Consider the following 19,180-nt stretch of genomic DNA (forward strand, 5'->3'; position numbering starts at 1 on the left):
ATCAGCAGCCTGACCGATCCGTCCAGCCCACACCAGGCCCTTTGCCGACGCCGGCATACCGCCGCAACCACGCCGCCTCCGTGGGCGTCAGATTCGGGTCAGCCAGCTTCACCCTGACCGCCTCCTGCATCCGTCCCGCCGGGTCGGTCCGGCAGCTGCTGCGCATACCGCGCAGCAACAGCGCCCGCCCGAGTCGGGCGGCGAGTCCCGGCACGTCCGCACTGCCCACCGTCACCATGGTCATCGCCACATCGGCAGCCGGATCACCAGCGCCCGCGTTGCACCAGTCGATCACTACCGGGCCCCGCCGGGTCAGAATGACGTTGCCTGGGTGCAGGTCCAGATGCAGTACCCGGTCACCATCTGCCGTGCTGAACCGCTTGGGCAGCCACTCCGGTGCCGGCAGCGCATGCAGCCGGTCGTGCAGGCGGCCCAGCTCCCGGCCGAGAGAACCCACCCGCCACGGGCGCCGGGCCAGCTCATCCAGCATCGTCGGCCCGGCCAGCCGCTCAAGAACCATGTCGGTGTCGGTGATCTCGTACACCCGCGGCACCGGATACCCACATGCCGCAAGGTGCGTCATCAAGCGTGACTCCAGACCGGTTGGCCCCCCGTGCCGGTATCGCCTCAGCACCCTGGACTCATCCAGGGCATACACATCAGCATCCCGGCCCTGCGCGATCAACTCCATGCGGTGCAGTCTGCATTGATGGCCCAGCCCTCGCCAACAGGGCGAACGTTGCCTGACGCGGCACTAGCAGCCTGAGCAGCGCCCCAGCCTCTCCCCCGAGGCTGGGGCGCCCCTTCGTGCACGCCACCATCACTGGTCGGCGCAGGATACGCACATGGACATCCGCGCTCGCCTCGCCCTTCGCCGGGGTGACGGTGCGGACGCCGCATCACTACGACAAGGCAGGGCTGTTCTCGCCCAGTGACCGCAGCCACGCCAGATACCGGTTTCACAGTGAGGCTGACCTGCTCCGTCTCCAGCAGACCGTGCTACTGCGGCAGAACTGAAGTGGGCGCACTCGGATGGACGGCGCGATAGCCGGCACCACGCTCCTTGAGGCGACTTGCCGTCCACGGGTCTTGTGGCCGCCGCCCTTGGGGATGTTGCCCAGTTCCTTGATGTCAACGTGAACGAGTTCACCGGGCCGTTAGGAATCAGTGGCAATCGGTCAAGGTGGCACAGGAGACCCAGTTCTAAATGTCCTTTGTCATCCAAGCGAGGCGTTTGACAGCGAACCCAGTCGTTTCGGCTTCTCTGACAGTGAATCCAGCCGGAGGGCTGATCATTCTGGATGTCGGATGTCGGTATCGACAGGGATGGAGAGCACGGCCCCCGTGCTCTGAGGCGCCTTGGGTGGGTAACGAGCTCACACCGTGACTTCCGGTTGTTCCGGGCTGAGGTAGTGCACGCGCGTCTGCTCGGCGTGGAGCATCAGCAGGCCGCGCAACTCCTCGGCGGCGGTCTTGAGGTGGTGGCCGTCGCGGGTGGCGTGGAGGGTTTCGAGGACGAAGGCGACGTGGGTGGAGTCTTCGGTGACGCGGGTGCGGTGGGCGTCGCGGTGGTTCCAGTGGCGGGTGAGGACGCCGGTGGTGTCGGCGTAGATGATCTCGCCGGGCTTGGGGTTCTCAATGGTGCCGGGTTCGCCGAGCGGGGTGAACTCCTCGGTGCCGTCCGCGTACCGGATGTCGACGTTGCCGGTGACGTGGTCGAGGTCGAAGGCGCCGGCGGGCAGGCCGTGGCGGACGGAGACGGCGTTGTAGGAGTCGACGGCCGGGTTGATCTGCGGCAGCGTCCCCTTCTTGGCGAGGCGGCGTCCGAGGGCGTCGACGCTGGGGCGGACGCGGCGGGGGTTGGTACCGAAGGAGCGGTAGGCGGTGTGCCATGCCTCGATGCGCGGGTCGGTCTCGCCTGCGGGCTGCCAGGCCCCGTCGGAGAGTTGCTGCTCCAGCGTCTCCATGACGGCGACGGTGTCGGGCCAGGGCTCGTGGCCTCGCAGGCCGGTGGCGGTGACCACGGCGATGAGGGTGTCGGAGAAGGCGTCCGCGACGGCGGGGGCGATGCGGAAGGAGGTCATGGGAGGGGTTTTCCGTTCCTTCGTGCGTATGGGGCGGGTGGTCAGGGCTTCCAGGGGCCGATGCGGTCCAGGCGGCGGCGCTGCTGGAGCGCGGTGGCAGCGTCGAGGCCCTGGCCGCGTTCGGTGAGGTGGTCGGCGACGGCGGTGCGGTGCTCGACGGGCTTGTGGTCGTCGTACTTGAACTTCGCCCGTACGTCGGTGACTTTCAGGCGCAGGCCGCGGATGCCGGGCAGCATCCGGCCGTACGGGGGCTGGTCGACGGAGATGGGGGCGTGGTCGCCGTCGGGCTGGAAGTGGGCCATCTGGCGGCGCAGCAGCTCGGCCTTGTCCTCGGGGTCGTCGACGATTGTGGCGCGGCAGGTGAACTGGACGGCCGTGTAGTAGCTGGTGGGGACGCCGTCGATGGGTGGGGTGTCCGGCTTGGCGCGCCAGGGACCGGGGATGAAGGCGTAGTCGCCGAAGACGGTGAACAAGACGTTCGGGTCGTGCTCGATCGCCGTCCAAACCGGGTTGGGCCGGGCGAGGTGGACCAGGAGGTGGCCGGTGTCGCTGGTGAAGTGGGTGGGGACGGCTACGGGCGCCTGACCGGGCAAGCCGTTGACGCCGAGGAGGCCGAAGTCGTGGCCTTCGGCGATCCAGGTCTGCCATTCGGCTTCGTCCAGGCCGGCGTCCCAGGACTGGATGAACATGCTGGTCTCCTTGCGAGGCGGTGGTGCGGTGGTGCGGTGGTGCCGGAGCCCTCAGGTGAGGGCGAGGAGGCTGACGGCGACGGCGGCGATGCCCAGGCCGACGAGCTGTCCACGGTGGACGCGTTCGGCGAGCACGCTGCGGGCGAGCAGGACGGTGCCGGCCGGGTAGAGGGCGGTGATCGTGGCGACGACGGCGAGGTCCCCGCTGCGGGCGGCGAACAGGAACAGCAGGTTCGCCACCGAGTCCAGCACGCCGGCGGCGGCCGAGATCGCGTACGCGGGCTTCTCCGTCCCGAGCTTGCGGTACATCAGTCCGGCCGCGGCCAGGGTGACGGCGGAGGAGACCGCCCGCCCGATGATCAGGGGTGCCACGCCGCTGTCGGACGGGGCCTGGTGCAGGAAGATCAGCTGAAGCGCGATGGCAGCGCCGGCCCCGAGGGCCAGCAGCAGAGCGGTACGCGACGGGCGGGCCGATCCGGCGCCGTGACCGGCGCTGACCATCACCACCGCGGCCAGAGCGAGCGGCAGCCCGATCAGACCGGCGGTGCCCAGGTGCTCACCCTGGAGCAGGCCCACGCCGACCGGCAGCATGGCCGACACGAGGGCGGTGACGGGCGAGAGCACGTTCATCGGGCCGATCGCCAGGGTGCGGTAGAGCAGGGCGAACGCGGCGGCCGAGGCCACGCCGGAGGCGGCGCCCCAGCCGAGCGCGGCGGGGCTGAACGAGGCGCCGAGCACGGGCCACAGCAGCAGCTCGACTGCCAGGCTGGCCGGCGCGGCGATCATCACCGTGCGCAGCACGTGGGCCTTTCGGGCGCCCAGACCGCCGAGGAAGTCGGCGCATCCGTAGGCCAGCGAGCTGCCCAGGGCCAGCAGTAGAGCTATCACGAGACGATCCCTTAAGATTGCAATGGAACGACCAAACCGTACAACGGAACGACCACCCCTTGTCAATCGAACGACCGGGTGGTCCATTCCATTGACCGACCGATGGGGATGGTGACCAGGTGCCCGAGACAGAGGCGGCCCTGCGCACGCTCGCGCACAACGTCCGCTCGGCCCGAACTCGCGCGGGCCTGTCGCTGGACGAGCTCGGCCGCCGGGCCAAGGTCAGCAAGGGAGCCCTGGTCGGACTGGAGAAGGCGCAGGGCAATCCGAACTTCGCGACCCTGGTCCGGCTGGCCGACACGCTGGGCCTCTCGGTCTCCGCGCTGATGGAAGGTCCGGCCGAAGGGCGCGTCCGTGTGGTCTCGGCCAGCGCCGTGATGCCGCTATGGGCGGGCGAGCGGGGCAGCGAGGCCCGGCTCATGCTGACGACCTCGGGCCCCGCTCCGGTCGAGGTTTGGCGCTGGCGCCTGGAGCCGGGCGAGGAGTACCCCAGCCACCCCCATCAGGCCGGCGTCGTCGAGACCGTCAGCGTCATCGCAGGGCGCATGGTCCTGATCGTCGACGGCACGGAGCACCCGGTCGAGGCCGGGCAGACCGCCACGTTCGAAAGCGATGTCCCCCACACCTATCGCGGGGTGGGCGACGAGACCTGCCATCTGATCATGACTGTCCATCTGCCGCCCGGGCCCGCATCCGCGGCCTGACCCGTCCGCGGATGGCAACCAGTCCGCTCGCCCTGGACGACTGGGTTCGCCGTCAATCGCCTTGATTGGATGTCAAAGGACACTAAAACACGACCTCGGAGCGTCCTGAAGATCTTGAAATCCCGCCCGCCTTGCACCGGTTCATGCCGATCGACATTGACCGGCAATCCGGGATGAGCCGGGCCGCCAGAGCAAGATCTTCAGCGGTCTCCTAGCCGGTGTCCGGCTCGGCGGGCGGCGGCGCACGCGAGAATCGTCCCGCCCAAGATCCGCAGGATGCCGGCGCCCGGCGCGCGGCAGTCCTCGCGGTGGCGACCGCCGCGACCGCCGGGGACCGTCCCGTGCCACTGGCCGGCTCGGCCTACGACTCGTGGACCCTCGACTTCGACATCGCGGTCCTCAGGCTCAACGGAGCACCGGCTCTCTGAGGAGCACCCACGGCGTCCACGACGAAGCCGCGCCGGGTCGGGCCGAAGCCCGGCAGATCCCGGCGCGGCTCGGCCGCGGTGGACGAACGAATGGAGGGTCGGGGCTGTCAGGGGCCTCGACGGTCAGCCGACCGCGGGAACCCGCCGGCTGCCTCGGACCAGGAAGACGGCAACAAGCGAGAAGACGATCCGGGCGGAAGGGCGAGTATCGCGATGACGATCTTTCCGCTCTCGGTCTCCTCGACCGACCAGGCACTGGCGAGGCTGTCCACGATGAACAGGCCGCGCCCGCTCGCAGCCACCGTCCCTTCGTCAACAGATGAGTTCGAAGGCCGGACAGGGAGGGCAGTGATGTCGGCCCCGCGGTCAACGACGCCCAATGCCGCACCGAACTCGTAGGCCTCAACCCTTATGAGGACCGCACCACTGCTGTGCTGGATGGCGTTGGCGATGAGCTCGCTGGCCACCAGCATGGCGTCGAAGAGCTGATCCTCCGCCTTGCCGTCCAGGACGTCGGCCAGGACGGTACGGGCGGCGCGCTGCGGAGCATCAAGTCCGTCGAGCACCACATCACGCTGGATCAACAGGTCTCCGAGGCTCCGGTCATGCACCAGTTCAGCAGTTGTCGGGGGCATCGTCGTCTCCTCGCATCGGGAGGGGAGCTACGCGGCGACTCTGTCCGTGGCCGCGGTGTCGTCGTCGAAGGTCATCTCCGGTGCGGGTCGGCGGAATCCCCTGGTCAGGACGGCCAGGTAGACGACGCCGATCGCCAGCCAGACCCCGCCGATCTGGAGTGCGACGTCACCGAGCCTCGTGAGCAGGTAGAGGGAAACGCCCGCGCCGATGGCCGGCATCACCAGGTACGAGAAGAAGTTGGGGGTGCGGCCCTGCCTGCGCTCACGGACCAGGTGGGCGATCACGCACACGTTCACCAGGGCGAAGCCGAGGAAGGCGCCGAAGTTGATGAACGAGGTGGCTGTGGTCAGGTCGAGCTTCATGGCGATGACACCGGCGGCCGCGGTCAGCAGCAGGTTCAAGACGGGCGTGCCGGTCTTCCCCGACAGGTTGCCGAAGACGGCCTTGGGCAGCGCGCCGTCACGTCCCATGACGTACATGAGGCGGGCGGCGGAGGCTTGCAGGGCGATACAGGAGGCGATGGATCCGGCGATGGTGACGAAGTTGATGACCTCGGCGTACGTCTCGCCGCCGACCTGGACCTTCAGATGGTAGGCGGCCGCGTCGACGTCGGCGAACTCCGCGCCGGGGTGGACCAGTTGCATCACGAAGGACAGCACGATGAAGATCGCTCCGGCGGCAATGACGCAGCCGATGATGGCGCGGCCGATCGTCCTCGCCCCACCCCTGGCCTCCTCGCCCAGCGTGGAGACGGCGTCGAAGCCGAGGAAGGAGTACGCGGCGATGGCAGCGGCCGCAGTGACCGCGCCGATCGAAGTGCCGGAGTTCCACAGGGCGTCCGTGGCGGGGGCGGAGGAGCCGTGCTTGCCGAGGAAGACGACACACAGGGTGGCGAAGAGGACCAGCGACCCCAGGGCGATGAACATCAGGACCTTGTTGACGCGGTCCGCGAGCTTCATGCCGAAGACGTTGATGGCGGTGGTGATGCCCACCGAGACGATCAGCCAGACCCACTTGGGTATCGCAGGGAACTGGGCGTGGAAGTAGATCGCCGTGATCAGCCAGCCGACCATCGGGATGAAGAAGTAGTCGAGCAGCATCGCCCAGCCGGACAGGAAACCGAGGCGGCTGTCAAGCATCTTGCGGGCGTAGGTGTAGACCGACCCCGCGCCGGGCACGGCGCGCGCCATCTTCGCGTAACTCAGCCCCGTGAGCAGCATCGCGAGGGTGGCGACGGCGAACGCGGTCGGGGCCACGCCACCGCTGGTGGCGGCGACCACGCCGAAGATCGTGACGACGATGCCAGGGGAGATGTAGGCCAGGCCGAACAGGACGACGGAGAAGAGGCTCAGGTCGCCCTTCAGTCTCATGCTGTTCCCAGTGGTCTCGCTGTTCATCGCGGTGGCTCCTCGGCGGTGTGGGCGGCGTTCCAGGTGGCGGGGTCGATGCGGCCCCCGTACAGAGGGAGTTCGAGGGCAGGGTCGCCGGGGCGGAACTGGTCCCAGATCCGGTTGAGACCCGCGGTGCCGTAGCGGCGGACGTTGCTGACCTCGTCGAGGTCGATCACGTCGGTGAGGGTGGAGTCGCCGGCATCGACGGTTTCGGCGCGCACCGTGCCCTGTGGATCGATGACGAGGCTGCGGCCGATGCCGGACGGGGCAGCGGAATTGACGCTGGCGACGAAGACCTGATTGGCGATGGCGTTGGCGCGGTTGAGGACGACTTCCTGCGCGCGGTCGCTCGTCGACGTGCGGACCACGTTGACGATCAGGTCGGCGCCCATCCAGGCCAGATGGCGGGAGATTTCGGGGAACCAGGTGTCGTAGCAGATGGACAGTCCGATGCGGCCGACCCCGGCGAGGTCGACGACCTCGAACCGGTTGCCCGGTGCGGTCGTCTCGTACGGGCGCCACGGGCAGATCTTGCGGTACGCGGCGAGGCGCTCACCCCGTGGTGAATAGACCGGTGTCGTGTTGTGGACGCGGCCGCCGGTGCCCCGCTCGTAGACGCTGCCGGGTACGAGCCAGATGCCCAGATCCCCCGCGAGCTCGGCGAAGACCGCATCGCGTTTGCCGTCGAGCGGCTCGGCCGCCTTCTCCGGGTCGGCCGGGACGCCGGGGGCGCTCTCGCCGAGGTGCAGTTCGGGGTAGACGACGAGGGCGCCGGGGGCGCGCAGTTTCACGCGCCTCTCCACGTCGGCGGCAAAGCCTGCGAGGTCGTCGGCCGGGCGGCCGGGCGCTTGGGCGAGGATCAGGGGCAGGGGGCGGGCCATGCGGGAACACCAGCCAATCGAAGGGAGCGCTTTACCCAGAGAAGTCGACGGAGATTCGTGCGCCGATAACCAAAAGTTCCGGTGAAATCAGAATGCTCCCAGTCAGCCATAGCCTCAAATACTTGGAAGGGTTCATTATCATGCCTTTGGGGCATGAGAGTGCTGACTGTCGGTCGTCGTGCCCTGCGAATCACCCTGACGGCGCCGCCCGCCACCAGGGGCGGCATCCATCTCACTGCCCCGGGAGGTAACGCCTGCATTGCAGGGTGTAATCGGTGATGATCTCAACGCCCACCTTGCGTCACGGCCCGTAACCTCTACCCTCCGTGCATGTCATTCCTCTCACGTCGCCGCAGACAGGCTCGTCTCGTCCTGGAGTTCGACGACGCTGCCCTCAGCCGGCTGCTGAAGTCCCTCCAGCCGACGACAAGTACGGGCGCGATCGCGACGACGGACCTGTACATGGCCCAGATATCCCGTCTCCTGGACCAGAGCCGGGACGACTGGGACCGCCGCACCCACCAGCTCTCCGTGCTGGCGTACCGCCTGTCCGAATCGCACGGGCCCCGCGCCTGGGCCACTCGTGAGCCGCGCAACGCGAGCGCGCTCGTCCTCTCCGCATGGGCGCAGCTCGCACGCGGACGCTCCCGGGGGCGTCTGGAGGACGCGGCCGGCATAGCCGACAGCTGTCTGCGCGCCGCCGAACTGGCGCCTGAGGATCCCACTCCCTGGGTGGTCCTGCTGGGTCTGTCACGGCTGGAACGCCGCAGTCAGCCGGAGGTGTTCGGCCTGTGGAACGAGGCACTGACCCGCGACCGCTGGAACCGCGAGGCGTACCTGAGCATGCTGCGCTATCTGGGGCCGGAGGAGATGGGATCGCGCATCCAGGTACTGGACTTCGTCGACGCGGTCCGCGCCCGCACACCCGCGAACGCGCCCTGCGCGGCCGCCGAGCTCACCGCCCAGGTTCTGCAGTACCACTCCGTCCTCGCCCTGGGCGGAGTCGAGGCGCTGATGGCACGCAACCACTGGTCCCACGCATCGGCCGCCCAGGCCCTCGACCGTGCGGCACACACCTGGGCCCAGCCCGGGTTCTTCCACCACGCGGCGGCCCTCGCCGACCTGAACCTGCTGGCCTACGCGCTGATGGCCGCCGAGCGGCGCCGCGAGGCCCGTCCGGTCTTCGAGGCGATCAACGGTACGGTCGCGGCCTGGCCCTGGAGCGTCGGAGGCGACCCGGTGTCCGAGTTCGAGAAGGCGCGGATCAGGAGCGGGACCGGCGTGTGAGTTGCGGGGACCCCCACCCCTCGACGAGGCGGGCCGGACGGCCCTGACGGCGGAGCAACGTGGCAGGGGGACGTCAACCGCGGATGATGTTCCCGACCTCGGGGGTCCTTCCGGCCATGGGTGACGTCGAACATGACGTCACGGGCCGCCGGCCGTCATGCGTCCTTCGATCTCGCCGGGGGTGCCGGCAGGAGTCGAGTAGCGGGGTCCTCCGTTACTGGGAGACACCGGCGCCGTTCTCCCCCGCATCGGCCGCTACCGCGACCTTGCCATGCCGTGGCACGACCAGGCCAGGTCGGCGACTACAACGAGGGATCGATCCGCAACCCCGAGCCCGTATACCAGCGTCTCGACGCCCGCCGAACTGCTCGGCAGCCAGTGCCACAGCCACTTCAGGGTACCCACCGCGATACAGCGGACGGGCTCCGCACAGTAGTCGCCAATCACGCATGACGACCCATCAGGGGACATCGGCTGACATTGGCCCGAGGGCCGGCGAAACGATCCCAGCTCGACCGGCATCGGCTAGCCGACGTCGCTACAGCGCGTGACCGACAGGGGCCCCGCCCATCGAGCCGGCGAGGCCGGCATTCAGCACTGCGGCACACGAAAACCTGCCTTCCCAGCCGGACGCACGAACCGGCCGGGAAGGCGACTCTCGGCAATGACGCCACGTCAGCCAACACTGACACCCCGTCAAGGAATGCCTCCCGCGAGCGTCAAATGAGCGTCACGAGCGTCATTTCAGCGTCAAGATATCGCCCGTAACGCCCGTAACGCACATAACGCACATCGACAAACGTGCTGGTCAGGCGTCCTTCGCCACCCGCTCCAGGATCGCCACGCACTCCACGTGGTGGGTCATCGAAATAAGATCTATCAAAAACAGGTCAAAGAAAACCGCAGGTCAGCGGCTCGCTAGGCATAAATTGGACAGGCCACTGGTGTGCGTTACGTGCAGAGTGGGCGGTATGTGCAGCGCTCTGACGCTCTTTGCCCGCCTCTTTTCGCGGAAAACAGGGCCCAAGCAGCCCGGAAAGCCGGTCAGGCACGAAGGGGACACCGCTGGCTCGACGAGGACGTCCGGAGAACCATTCCAACCTGGCTGCGGGACCCCGACGCCCGCCCCAGGACTCTCACCGAGGCAGCTCGCGCCGTCTCTCTGTGTGTGTGGCTGCCTCGCCCATCCTGCGAGGATTGGGATCTTGGTCGGCGTACTCCCGGGAGGCGAAACGCCCAGGCCCAGCCTGGTCAGATGCCTGGAACACGGAGGTGAGCGTGCCACGCGCCTGCTTCGCTCGGCTCCCGGGAGCGCTGCCATCGCCGGTATGCGCACCGCGGGGCCACGGTTTGGGGCATGCTGGTGAGCATGAGCAGCAGGTACGCACAGCTTCGGCCGTACATCCTGCCGGGCTCGCTCGGGGAGCTGAGCGGGCCGGCGGACGGCCTTGTGGTCCTGCCCCGGCACCTGGACTGGGGCCCGCACTACGAATACGACCTGGCCGATGACGCCGACGTAGTGCTGATGTACGAGCGGGTGATCCGCGAGGCGCAGACGCCCGAGGACCTGCACGCTCACCTCAATGCCGACGTGCTGCGGAGTCACTGGCGGGCCCTGTTCCTGCCCGGCCCGGCGAGGGCCGCCTGGGAGGCCCGTTTCCCCCAGCTCGCCAGTGCGGCGGCGGCCGCGTAGTGGAAGATCTGCACCATCGGCTCATCCGCATCGGTCTGGAAGCGCTCGCTGAGGACTTCGGATACCGGCTGGCGGGGGGATACGCCGTCCAGGCCCATCGTCTCGTCAGTCGCGTCAGTGACGACGTCGATCTGTTCACCCCGATCGGACGCGCCGAGGGGGAGCTGCCGCAGGCGATCGCTCGTCTCGCCGAGGCGTACCGGACGGCCGGGTACCTGGTGCAGGTCACCCAGCAGGCGCAGGTGTACGCCCGCCTGCACGTCACAGATCCCGGCTCCGGCTCGCAGTCCAAGGTGGAACTGGTCGGTGACCTGCTGCACCACCCGCCGGTCGAATCGGACCTCGGACCGGTCCTCCACCTCGACGACCTCGCCGCGGCCAAGACCGGGGCTCTGTTCGGCCGCGCCGAAGTCCGGGATGCCATCGACGTCAACGCGATGCTGAAGGCCGGCTACACCCACGCTCGGCTGCTCGAACTCGCTGCACAGAACGAGGCCGAACCCAATCTTGACGAGTACGCGGCTGCCCTCGCCCGCGTCCAGCACCACACCGACAGACAGTTCGCCGCATACGGCCTCGATGCCCCGGCCGCGGCCGCAATCCGCCAGGAGTTCTCCGCCTGGCACCGCGAACTCACCGACCGAGTCCTTGCCGAGGCCGCGAGAGACTGCGAGTCGCAGGCCGAGTCGTCCACAGACCAACCCGACAAGCAGGCCGAAAGCCCACTCCCCACCCCCCCGCCCCGTCCGGGCCCGGACCACGGGAAACCTACCAAGCGCTAGGGCTTGTCTCCTTGACGAAGGTGCTGACTGCCTGTCAGTCGAACATGCCCGCGTAAGGGTCTGGTTCGCCAGTCATCGGGTCCAGGCCCGCGTGGAAGCGTCGTTCCTGCTCATCGTGATGGACGAAGGTGCCCACTCGTCCCCACAGGGAGAGGTCACTCAGGGGGCACGCGTCGAATTCGGCAGTCATGAGGCGCCGTAGGAACTCGGCCATACCGCAGTCGAACAGGGCCCAGTGGGGGTTGCCGTGCCTTCGCCAGACGACCACAGGCCATTGGTCGGGGTTCGGTCCGGTCATCAGCCAGCCAAGCTCGTTCGCGTTGCAGCCGCTGCCCCAGGGCAGAACTCGGTCAGCACCCAGGTCAACCTCGGGTACTCCGCCATCCGCGGTCCACAGGTCGCGGAAGCCGGCTGTGTGACCGGTGATCGATGCCTGCCAGCCGTTCCCGGTCGGCAGAGGCGGGAGAACAATCAAGTCATCGATGCAGCCGCCGCCGTAGACAGCCATGAAGCTGCGATAGTCGGCAGGGAGAGGCGTGCTTAGGTGGGCTTCAACTACCGTCCAGTCCACCTGCTCGTCCGCACCCCATTCGTGGTGCAGGATCCGCTGCAGTGCCTCTATGTCGGTTCGACTGGTCACCTGTCCTCCCGGCTACTCGTACTGGTGCACGATATCTGGCCAGCATCGGCAAGTTCGGTCGGCAGTCGCTAACGTCTTGTCCACATGAGGATGGCTGCGAGGTGGAGTGCGGCCTGGTAGGCGATGGCGAGTTTGTCCGTCCGCAGCGCCAGGCCACGCCATTGCTTGCGCCGGTTGATGCATCGTTCGACTGCGTTGCGCTGCTTGTACTCCTGGGTGTCGAACGCCGGCGGGCGACCGCCTGCGCTGCCTCGCCGCAGACGATGATCGACCTGGTCGGACGGCTGCGGGATGACGGCACGGATCCCGCGTCGGCGCAGCTGTCTCCGGATTGCGCGGGAGGAGTACGCGCGATCCGCCAGAACGACCTCTGGGCGAGTTCGTGGTCTCCCGCGTCCGCTCCGCGGAACGCGGATGCTGGCCATCACGGCTTCGAAGGCCGGTGCATCGCCGGCCTGGCCCGCGGTGACGTGGAAGGCCAGGGGCCGTGCATGGCTGTCGCTGGCGAGATGAACCTTTGTACTCAGGCCACCGCGGGAGCGTCCGAGCCCGTGATCGGCTGGTTCCGCCTGGTGCGAAGCCCCCTTTTCCTCGCTCCAGCGGCATGTTGATGGGCCCGGCAGACGGTGGAGTCCACCGACACGGTCCAGCCGATGTCGTCACTATCGTCGGCCGCTGCCAGAACTGCGCCGAAGATTCGTTCCCAGGTGCCGTCGAGGGCCCACCTGGTCAGTCGCTTGTGAGCGGTCTGGAACGAGCCGAGCTCGTCCGGCAGGTCGCGCCACGGCGAGCAGGTGCGGTACTTCCACGCAATGGCCTCCAGGGTGCGGCGGTGATCGGCCCATCGCCGTCCGCGGACCGGATCGGCAGGCATCAGCGGCTCTAGCCGGACCCACATCGCATCAGTAATCACTAACCGAACAGACACATCCGATCAACTGACCAGCCCAGCAAAGAGACACGCCCTAGGCGCGCAGGCGCCGGTGCCAGAGTGAAGACACTATTTGATCACTTCCGCCAGGAGCCTTGATAAGGGTCGACGTGCTGAAGGAGGCCGTGATCGCCGCCCCCTGCGACCGGGTCGCCCCCTACGCCGCCGACCCCGCGCACGCGCCGGAGTGGTACGCCAACATCAGCTCCGCCGACTGGCGGACCCCGCCGCCTGTGACCGTCGGCTCCCGCGTCGCGTTCGTCGCCCGCTTCCTCGGAAGACGGCTGGCCTACACGTACGAGATCACCGTGTACGAGCCCGGCCGGCGCATGGTGATGCGGACGAAGGAGGACCTCTTCCCGATGGAGACCACCTACACCTGGGAGCCGTACGGGCAGGCCTCGGACCACACCCGCATGACACTCCGCAACCGGGGCGAGCCCAGTGGATTCGTCTCCCTCGGAGCCGGACTGATGGCCGCGGCCATGCGCCGGGCGCAGAACAAGGACCTGGCGGCGCTCAAGGCCCTGCTGGAGCGGTGAGTACGGCCCTCACTTCGGCGAGAGGGTGCCGGCGAAGGCCAGTGCCGTCGTGACCCAGTGCTCCAGGACGGAGTCCTCCGCCAGGGCGGTGCCGCTCACGGTCACCCAGCCGCGCATCGGACGGCCGGTGAAGTCCATGGGCCGGGCCTCCGGGCGGGCGAGGGCCTGCTCGCTCCGGTCCGGACCCACCCGCGCGATGACCTCGTCGCCGACCACGCCCACGGTCATGTTGCCGTGCAGCAGGACCGGCCAGTGCGACCGGTGGCCGTTCCTTCCGGGCTACCGGAGTGCCTGGATGATCTCGGCGGGCTCGGTACGACGTCGGTAGTCGCCGTGGACCTGAGCGAATACGATCTTGCCGTCGGGGTTGATGACATAGGTGGCCGGGGCGGGCAGCTCCCAGCTGCGGCTGTCGCCGCCGTTGTACGCGAGCGGATCGCTGCCGACCTGGAGATAGGTCTCGCGCATGGCCTCGTCGACTTCGAACAGGAGCCCGAAGGCGCGGGCGGTCGCGTTGCCTTCGTCGGACAGGACGGAGAATTCGAGCTCGTTCTTCTCGGCCGTCGACAAGGAGTGATCGGGTGTCTGGGGCGATATGGCGATCAACTGTGCGCCGAGCGAGCGGAATTCGTCGAGCGACTGCTGGTAGCTACGCAGCTGCAGATTGCAGTACGGGCACCACTCGCCCCGGTAGAAGGCGAGCACGACCGGCCCCTGGGTCAACGACTCCTCCAGGGAGACCTTTCGGCCGGTCTGGTCCGGGAGCGTGAAGGCTGGCGCCGTATCGCCGGTCTTGACGGCCCGGGCGGCGAAGTCCACCAGGCCGAGGGCTTCCGCCTCCCCTCCGAACAGGTCCAACAGCTCGGCGGGAACCAGGGTCTTCAGGTGTTCCAGCAGCCCGGGTACCTGCGCGGCGTAGCTTTCCGCCATGGTTTCTCTCCAGAGGTGGGTCTTGCACAGTTCCGCACGACCGTGCGGCGGCTGTATGGCCACATCTGAAGTTACGGGCCGCAGATGGGCCGATCCATGCCTATCTAACTCTCATACATATCCGATCGGCTCAAGGCTTGCGCCGGCTGGTCGGCTAGCCTGTCGCCATGGACGTACTCACGGATGTACTGGCCGTCACGAAGACCGGCGGCACCGCGACTGCCCGGCTCAGCGCGTCGGCACCCTGGGGCGTCGAGATGTCCGACGTCCCGGTGGCCGCGTTCCACGCGGTCATCCAAGGCGCTTGCTGGCTGCGCCTGCCCGGCATGGAACCCGTACAACTCGTCGCCGGGGACATCACTTTGATGGCCTCGGGTGGCGGCCACGCGCTCTCCAGCGAGCCCACTGGGCCGCTGACCTCGCTGGAGGATGTCCTCCGTGCCCAGCCCGACGGGTCGTCCCCCGAGGTGGTCATCCCGGGGCCGGGGCCCGCCGCCAAGGTCATCTGCGGTGGATACCGCTACAGCAGTCAGGCCAGCCACCCGCTGCTGTCCCTGCTCCCGCCCGTTGTCCACCTGCCAGCCGACCAGTCGCCGGGGCGCCGGGACCTGGCCGACTGCCTGCGCATGCTGGCCTCGGAGCTCCTCGAACGCGGCCCCGGGTCCCAGACCCTCATCGATCGGCTGGTCGATGTGCTGCTGGTGCACATCGTCCGGCAGTGGCTCACCTCCCACGACGACGCGGGGGCCTCCTGGCTGCGCGGCCTGCGCGATCCCGAGGTGGCCGCGACGATCACTCTCATGCATGAGCAGCCGGCCCACTCCTGGACCATCGAGGAGCTCGCCCGGCGCGGCGGCGTCTCCCGCGCCACCCTGATCCGGCGGTTCACCGCACTGGTCGGCGAACCACCCCAGTCCTACCTCACCCGCTGGCGGATGGAACTGGCCGCCCGGAGCCTGCGCGAAGGCCGTGAGCCGCTGAGCGCCATCGCCGGAAGTATCGGCTACACCAGCGAGTTCGCGTTCTCCCGAGCCTTCACCCGGGCCCGCGGCGAGTCCCCCGGCCGCTACCGCTCCGCACATCGTGCAGGGCTGCCGCAGCCGTAACCGCCACGAGGTCGCTGGGCCCCGGCGGTGTCAACGGCTTGACGACCTAGGACGGCTGACCTACGTTGCGGCTTACGAGATCGGAAAGAGACCACCATGGCTGCTGTGGCGACCCGCGAACAGATCGTGGCAGCGGCCGACCGGCTGTTCTACCACCACGGCTACGAGCACACCTCGTTCGCGGACATCGCCGGAGCCGTCGGCCTGTCGCGGGGCAACTTCTACTACCACTTCAAGTCCAAGGACGCGATCCTGGACGCGGTGATCGACGCCCGCCTCGCCGACACCCGGCGGATGCTGGATCAGTGGGAGGCAGAAGCGCCCACCCCGGCCGGCCGCATCATGCGATACGTCGAGATCGTGCTGACCAACCGCGCCGACATCCTGGACTACGGCTGCCCCGTGGGCACCTTGACCACGGAGCTGGCCAAGCTGGAACACGCCATGCTCGGCCAGGCCGGTCGGCTGTTCACCCTGTTCCGCACCTGGCTCCGCGAGCAGTTCGCGCTGCTCGGCCCGGCCGAGCAGGCCGACGAGCTGGCGATGCACGTGCTCGCCTTCAGCCAGGGCGTCGCCGTCATGGCCAACGCATTCCACGACGAGGCATTCATCCAACGCGAAGTCGACCGGATGCGCGACTGGCTGCATACCTACGAGAAATGAGAGATCACATGTTCGTGGTCCTGCTTCGGTTCTCCGACAACAAGGCCGCCGCCGGCCAGCACATGGCCGGCCACCAGGAGTGGATCCAGCGCGGACTGGAGGACGGGGTCTTCCTCCTGGTCGGCGGCATCCAGCCCGGCCTCGGCGGCGCGGTCCTCGCCCACAACACCTCGCCCGAGGAGCTGAGCAAGCGCGTCGACGAGGACCCGTTCGTCGCACAGGACGTCGTCACGGCAGAGATCATCGAGATCGCACCGGGCATGGCGGACGAGCGCCTGAGCTTCCTGCTGTGACGACACCGCTCTTCGGCCCCGACTGCGCACCGCGCTGCGCCTGGAGCACGGCCGCCCCCGAATTCCTCGCTCACCACGACACCGAGTGAGGCTTCCCCACCGCTGACGACCGGCGCCTGGGCATCCCCGCGATGCCCAGGCCCACTCCCCCGTAGCGGGCCTCTCGACGGTGGCTCCGTCGCCTCAGCCGGCGATCTCGATCTTCCCGTTGGGTGCGGGGGACTCCGGTACGGCGGAGGCCTTCGGGGCGGTGAGGCCCTTCAGGAGCTGGGCCAGGTCGACGCCGGTGGTGGAGCTCAGGAGCTCCATGCCCTGGGCGACGTTGTCGGTGACCGTGCGGGAGAGCCTGCTCGCGCCGTCGGTGGAGATGACGGTCATCTTGTCGATGGCGGAGAGCGGTTCGGCGGCCTTGGCCACGACCTGCGGGAGCGCCTCGACCATCATCTGGATCATCGCCGCGTCGCCGTACGTCTCGAAGGCCTCCGCCTTCTTCCGCATGGCCTCGGCCTCGGCCGATCCCCTGGCCAGGATGGCCGCGGCCTCCGCGTCGCCCTCCAGGCGCACGGCCTCCGCGATCGCGGCGCGGCGGGCGCGTTCGGCCTCGCCGCGCTTGGCACCTTCGATGGCCTCGGCCTCGGCCAGGGCGGAGCGGCGCTGCTTCTCACCCTCACCAGTCAGGCGGGCTCGTTCGGCTTCACCCTGGGCGGCGGCGATGGCCGCGAGACGCTCGGCCTCGGCCTGCTTGACGCGGGCGACCCGGAGCGCTTCGGCTTCCTGTTCCGCCTGGTAGCGGCGGGCGTCGGCGGGCTTGCGGACCTGCGTGTCGAGCTGGCGGTCGGTCAGGGCGGCCTGGCGCTCGGCGACCTTCTCCTGCTCGGCCAGGATCTGCTGCTGCCGGTCGGCGTCGGCCAGGGGACCGGCGGCGTTGGCCTGGGCCGCGGCCGCGTCGGTCTCGGCCTTGATCTCCGCTTGGCGCAGGTAGAGGGTGCGCTCGGCGACCGCGATCTCCTCCTCCGCCTTCAGGCGGGCCTGCTCGGCGGCCCGGCGGGAGTTGGCCTCGGCGATGTCGGCTTCCTGCTTGGCGCGGGCGGCCTCGGGACGGCCGAGGTCTTCGAGGTAGGAGCCCTCGGTGGTGATGTCCTGGATCTGGAAGGCGTCCAGGACCAGGCCCTGCCCGGACAGGCTGGCCTCCGCCTCCTCGGCGACCTGCCCTGCGAAGGCGGCGCGGTCCCGGATGATGTCCTCCACCGACATGCGGCCCACGATGGCGCGCAGGGCGCCGGAGAGCACCTCCTGGGTGAAGCCGACGATGCCGTCCTGCTGCTGGAGGAAGCGCTGGGCGGCGGCCCGGATGGCGTCCTCGTTGCCGCCGACCTTGACGATGGCGACGCCTTCGAGGTTGGCCTTGATGCCGCGCAGCGTGACCGCGCCGCGGACGGCGATGGGGATGTGGCGGCTGGAGAGGTCGAGGGTGTAGCGCTGCTGGACGAAGGGGACGACGAAGACCCCGCCGCCGACCACGACCTTCTGGCCCGTGTTGTCGGTCGACGTCCGGCCGGTCTCGGGGTCGGTGGACTTCTTGCCGCGCCGGCCGGTGATGATGAACGCCTCGCTGGGCCCCGCGACCTTGTAGCGCGTGACGACGACCAGGGCGAGCAGGACGAGGAGTACGACGACTCCCACGACCGAGATGACGACTGGACTCATGGTGGATCCCCCCTGCCTCCCTCGTGGGGGCAGATCGGTGATGGATGAACTGTGAACGGGGCGGGTGGGGTGCTTCAGCGCTCGACGGGGTGGACGCTGACGGAGGTGGACGACGGGGCCGCCGTCACCCACACCTCCGCGCCACGGGCCAGCGGGCCCTCGGCGGTCGCGGAGAACTTCACGGGCTGCCCGGCCAGCCGGAGCAGGACCTCGCCGTAGCCGGACTCCGGGATCGCGGTGACCACGGTCCCGGTCGAGCCGATGAGGGCGTCGTGGTGCGGGGCGGCCCCGCTGCGATCGCGCATCAGGGCGCAGCTCAGGCGGTACGTCGCCCAGCCCGCTCCGGCGCCGGCGAGCGTGCCCGCGGCGGTCGCCGGGACCGGCCCCAGGTCAGTGGACCCGAGCACGATCGCCCCTGTGAAGCCGAGCATCGATGTGAAGCCCGCGAGCACGGGGAGGGACAGCCAGCCGTCGAACAGTCCGTCGAGCGCGCCGTCGAAGAGACCTTCCAGCACGCCGTCGAGGACCAGGGACAGGGCCAGCAGCACAATCCCCGCAATGCCGAGACCGAGAAACAAACCCATGAGCGCCTCCCCGCCCGAGTGGCATTTCCGCCGGACACCGGCATCATGTCACCGGAGGGGCACTCCACATATTGCCGGTCGTCGGCAATCTTTACGCCTCTTTAACGTACATCGCCTGCGCGCCGGACCGGCTCCGTCAGCGGCGCCTGACGCCCGAGCCCAGCATCACGAGGCCGGTGGTGAGCAAGGCGAGGCCGCTGGCCAGCGCAGGGAATCCGCGCTCATGCACGGAATACAGCACGCCGCCCGCTGATGCGGTGAGGCTGCCGGCGACCACCAGGGCAAGGGCAATACGGAACTCCGTGACGTTGCGGCGCACCC

Annotated in this window: 22 protein-coding genes and 1 pseudogene; 9 read left to right on the top strand and 14 right to left on the bottom strand. The window is 68.8% G+C overall.

The genetic code is table 11. The features are described from left to right. Position 1: 1 nt before the first annotated feature. A complete protein-coding gene (locus tag OG730_RS10630; protein ID WP_327304021.1) occupies positions 2-691 on the bottom strand; it encodes a phosphotransferase in 690 nt (229 codons plus the stop codon). A gap of 146 nt (positions 692-837) precedes the next feature. On the opposite strand from OG730_RS10630, the pseudogene OG730_RS10635 reads away from it, so the two are divergent. Continuing rightward, a pseudogene (locus tag OG730_RS10635) lies at positions 838-1,011 on the top strand (MerR family transcriptional regulator); the annotation flags it as partial. Between the two features lie 365 nt (positions 1,012-1,376). On the opposite strand, the gene OG730_RS10640 reads toward OG730_RS10635, so the two are convergent. From OG730_RS10640 to OG730_RS10650, 3 genes are read right to left on the bottom strand one after another with little or no spacing between them, the layout of a single operon-like run. Further along, positions 1,377-2,084, bottom strand: coding sequence for a B3/B4 domain-containing protein (locus tag OG730_RS10640; RefSeq protein WP_327304022.1), 708 nt, complete (start codon positions 2,082-2,084; stop codon positions 1,377-1,379). 41 nt (positions 2,085-2,125) lie between these two features. After that, positions 2,126-2,773 carry an FMN-binding negative transcriptional regulator gene (locus OG730_RS10645; protein ID WP_327304023.1) on the bottom strand — a complete coding sequence of 216 codons (648 nt, stop codon included), beginning with the start codon at positions 2,771-2,773 and terminating at the stop codon, positions 2,126-2,128. 51 nt (positions 2,774-2,824) lie between these two features. Then, on the bottom strand, positions 2,825-3,661 hold the full coding sequence (locus OG730_RS10650; protein WP_327304024.1) for an EamA family transporter: 837 nt from the start codon (positions 3,659-3,661) through the stop codon (positions 2,825-2,827). Positions 3,662-3,780: 119 nt separating this feature from the next. On the opposite strand from OG730_RS10650, the gene OG730_RS10655 reads away from it, so the two are divergent. Next, on the top strand, positions 3,781-4,365 hold the full coding sequence (locus OG730_RS10655; RefSeq protein ID WP_327304025.1) for a helix-turn-helix domain-containing protein: 585 nt from the start codon (positions 3,781-3,783) through the stop codon (positions 4,363-4,365). A gap of 535 nt (positions 4,366-4,900) precedes the next feature. On the opposite strand, the gene OG730_RS10660 is transcribed toward OG730_RS10655, so the two are convergent. From OG730_RS10660 to OG730_RS10670, 3 genes are read right to left on the bottom strand one after another with little or no spacing between them, the layout of a single operon-like run. Continuing rightward, complete coding sequence (locus tag OG730_RS10660; protein ID WP_327304026.1) at positions 4,901-5,428, bottom strand: ATP-binding protein; 528 nt, start codon at positions 5,426-5,428, stop codon at positions 4,901-4,903. A gap of 27 nt (positions 5,429-5,455) precedes the next feature. After that, on the bottom strand, positions 5,456-6,826 hold the full coding sequence (locus tag OG730_RS10665; RefSeq protein ID WP_327304027.1) for an APC family permease: 1,371 nt from the start codon (positions 6,824-6,826) through the stop codon (positions 5,456-5,458). Continuing rightward, positions 6,823-7,701: a carbon-nitrogen hydrolase family protein gene (locus OG730_RS10670; RefSeq protein ID WP_327304028.1), complete on the bottom strand. Its 879-nt coding sequence runs from the start codon at positions 7,699-7,701 to the stop codon at positions 6,823-6,825. Before OG730_RS10670 ends, OG730_RS10665 begins: the two co-directional genes overlap by 4 nt. Before the next feature lie 330 nt (positions 7,702-8,031). Between OG730_RS10670 and OG730_RS10675 the strand changes: the two genes are divergently transcribed. The 3 genes from OG730_RS10675 (at position 8,032) to OG730_RS10685 (ending at position 11,463) form a co-directional block, all read left to right on the top strand. Continuing rightward, a complete protein-coding gene (locus OG730_RS10675) occupies positions 8,032-8,988 on the top strand; it encodes a hypothetical protein (RefSeq protein WP_327304029.1) in 957 nt (318 codons plus the stop codon). 1,369 nt (positions 8,989-10,357) lie between these two features. After that, complete coding sequence (locus OG730_RS10680) at positions 10,358-10,681, top strand: hypothetical protein (RefSeq protein ID WP_327304030.1); 324 nt, start codon at positions 10,358-10,360, stop codon at positions 10,679-10,681. Beyond that, entirely contained in the window at positions 10,681-11,463 is a 783-nt protein-coding gene (locus tag OG730_RS10685; RefSeq protein ID WP_327304031.1) for a nucleotidyl transferase AbiEii/AbiGii toxin family protein, read from the top strand. The genes OG730_RS10680 and OG730_RS10685 overlap by 1 nt, the downstream gene beginning before the upstream one ends. 34 nt (positions 11,464-11,497) lie before the next feature. Here the strand turns inward: OG730_RS10685 and OG730_RS10690 are convergent, their stop codons facing one another. After that, entirely contained in the window at positions 11,498-12,103 is a 606-nt protein-coding gene (locus tag OG730_RS10690) for an SMI1/KNR4 family protein (RefSeq protein WP_327304032.1), read from the bottom strand. 68 nt (positions 12,104-12,171) lie between these two features. After that, a protein-coding gene (locus OG730_RS10695; RefSeq protein ID WP_327304033.1) for an IS5 family transposase occupies positions 12,172-13,031 on the bottom strand; the annotation gives its coding sequence in 2 pieces (ribosomal slippage) (positions 12,172-12,680 and positions 12,680-13,031; 861 coding nt in all). 98 nt (positions 13,032-13,129) lie between these two features. On the opposite strand from OG730_RS10695, the gene OG730_RS10700 reads away from it, so the two are divergent. Next, complete coding sequence (locus OG730_RS10700) at positions 13,130-13,576, top strand: SRPBCC family protein (RefSeq protein WP_327304034.1); 447 nt, start codon at positions 13,130-13,132, stop codon at positions 13,574-13,576. 9 nt (positions 13,577-13,585) lie between these two features. On the opposite strand, the gene OG730_RS10705 is transcribed toward OG730_RS10700, so the two are convergent. Continuing rightward, positions 13,586-13,819, bottom strand: a complete 234-nt coding sequence (locus tag OG730_RS10705; protein ID WP_327309212.1) for a TfoX/Sxy family protein — start codon at positions 13,817-13,819, stop codon at positions 13,586-13,588. 36 nt (positions 13,820-13,855) lie between these two features. Next, entirely contained in the window at positions 13,856-14,506 is a 651-nt protein-coding gene (locus tag OG730_RS10710; protein ID WP_327304035.1) for a peroxiredoxin-like family protein, read from the bottom strand. A 167-nt stretch (positions 14,507-14,673) separates the two neighbouring features. On the opposite strand from OG730_RS10710, the gene OG730_RS10715 reads away from it, so the two are divergent. From OG730_RS10715 to OG730_RS10725, 3 genes are all read left to right on the top strand, one after another. Then, positions 14,674-15,612 (top strand): AraC family transcriptional regulator, encoded by a 939-nt coding sequence (locus OG730_RS10715; protein ID WP_327304036.1) that lies wholly within the window; start codon positions 14,674-14,676, stop codon positions 15,610-15,612. Between the two features lie 96 nt (positions 15,613-15,708). Further along, on the top strand, positions 15,709-16,275 hold the full coding sequence (locus OG730_RS10720) for a TetR/AcrR family transcriptional regulator (RefSeq protein WP_327304037.1): 567 nt from the start codon (positions 15,709-15,711) through the stop codon (positions 16,273-16,275). Then, on the top strand, positions 16,272-16,568 hold the full coding sequence (locus tag OG730_RS10725) for a YciI family protein (RefSeq protein ID WP_327304038.1): 297 nt from the start codon (positions 16,272-16,274) through the stop codon (positions 16,566-16,568). Before OG730_RS10720 ends, OG730_RS10725 begins: the two co-directional genes overlap by 4 nt. A gap of 183 nt (positions 16,569-16,751) precedes the next feature. On the opposite strand, the gene OG730_RS10730 is transcribed toward OG730_RS10725, so the two are convergent. The 3 genes from OG730_RS10730 to OG730_RS10740 all read right to left on the bottom strand — a co-directional run bounded on the left by OG730_RS10730 (position 16,752) and on the right by OG730_RS10740 (position 19,178). After that, entirely contained in the window at positions 16,752-18,275 is a 1,524-nt protein-coding gene (locus OG730_RS10730) for a flotillin family protein (protein WP_327304039.1), read from the bottom strand. A 74-nt stretch (positions 18,276-18,349) separates the two neighbouring features. Next, positions 18,350-18,859: an NfeD C-terminal domain-containing protein gene (locus OG730_RS10735; RefSeq protein ID WP_327304040.1), complete on the bottom strand. Its 510-nt coding sequence runs from the start codon at positions 18,857-18,859 to the stop codon at positions 18,350-18,352. Between the two features lie 136 nt (positions 18,860-18,995). Beyond that, positions 18,996-19,178 (bottom strand): hypothetical protein, encoded by a 183-nt coding sequence (locus OG730_RS10740; protein WP_327304041.1) that lies wholly within the window; start codon positions 19,176-19,178, stop codon positions 18,996-18,998. Positions 19,179-19,180 lie beyond the last annotated feature (2 nt).

Origin of the sequence: Streptomyces sp. NBC_01298 (assembly GCF_035978755.1) — a bacterium.
Taxonomy (GTDB): Bacteria; Actinomycetota; Actinomycetes; order Streptomycetales; family Streptomycetaceae; genus Streptomyces.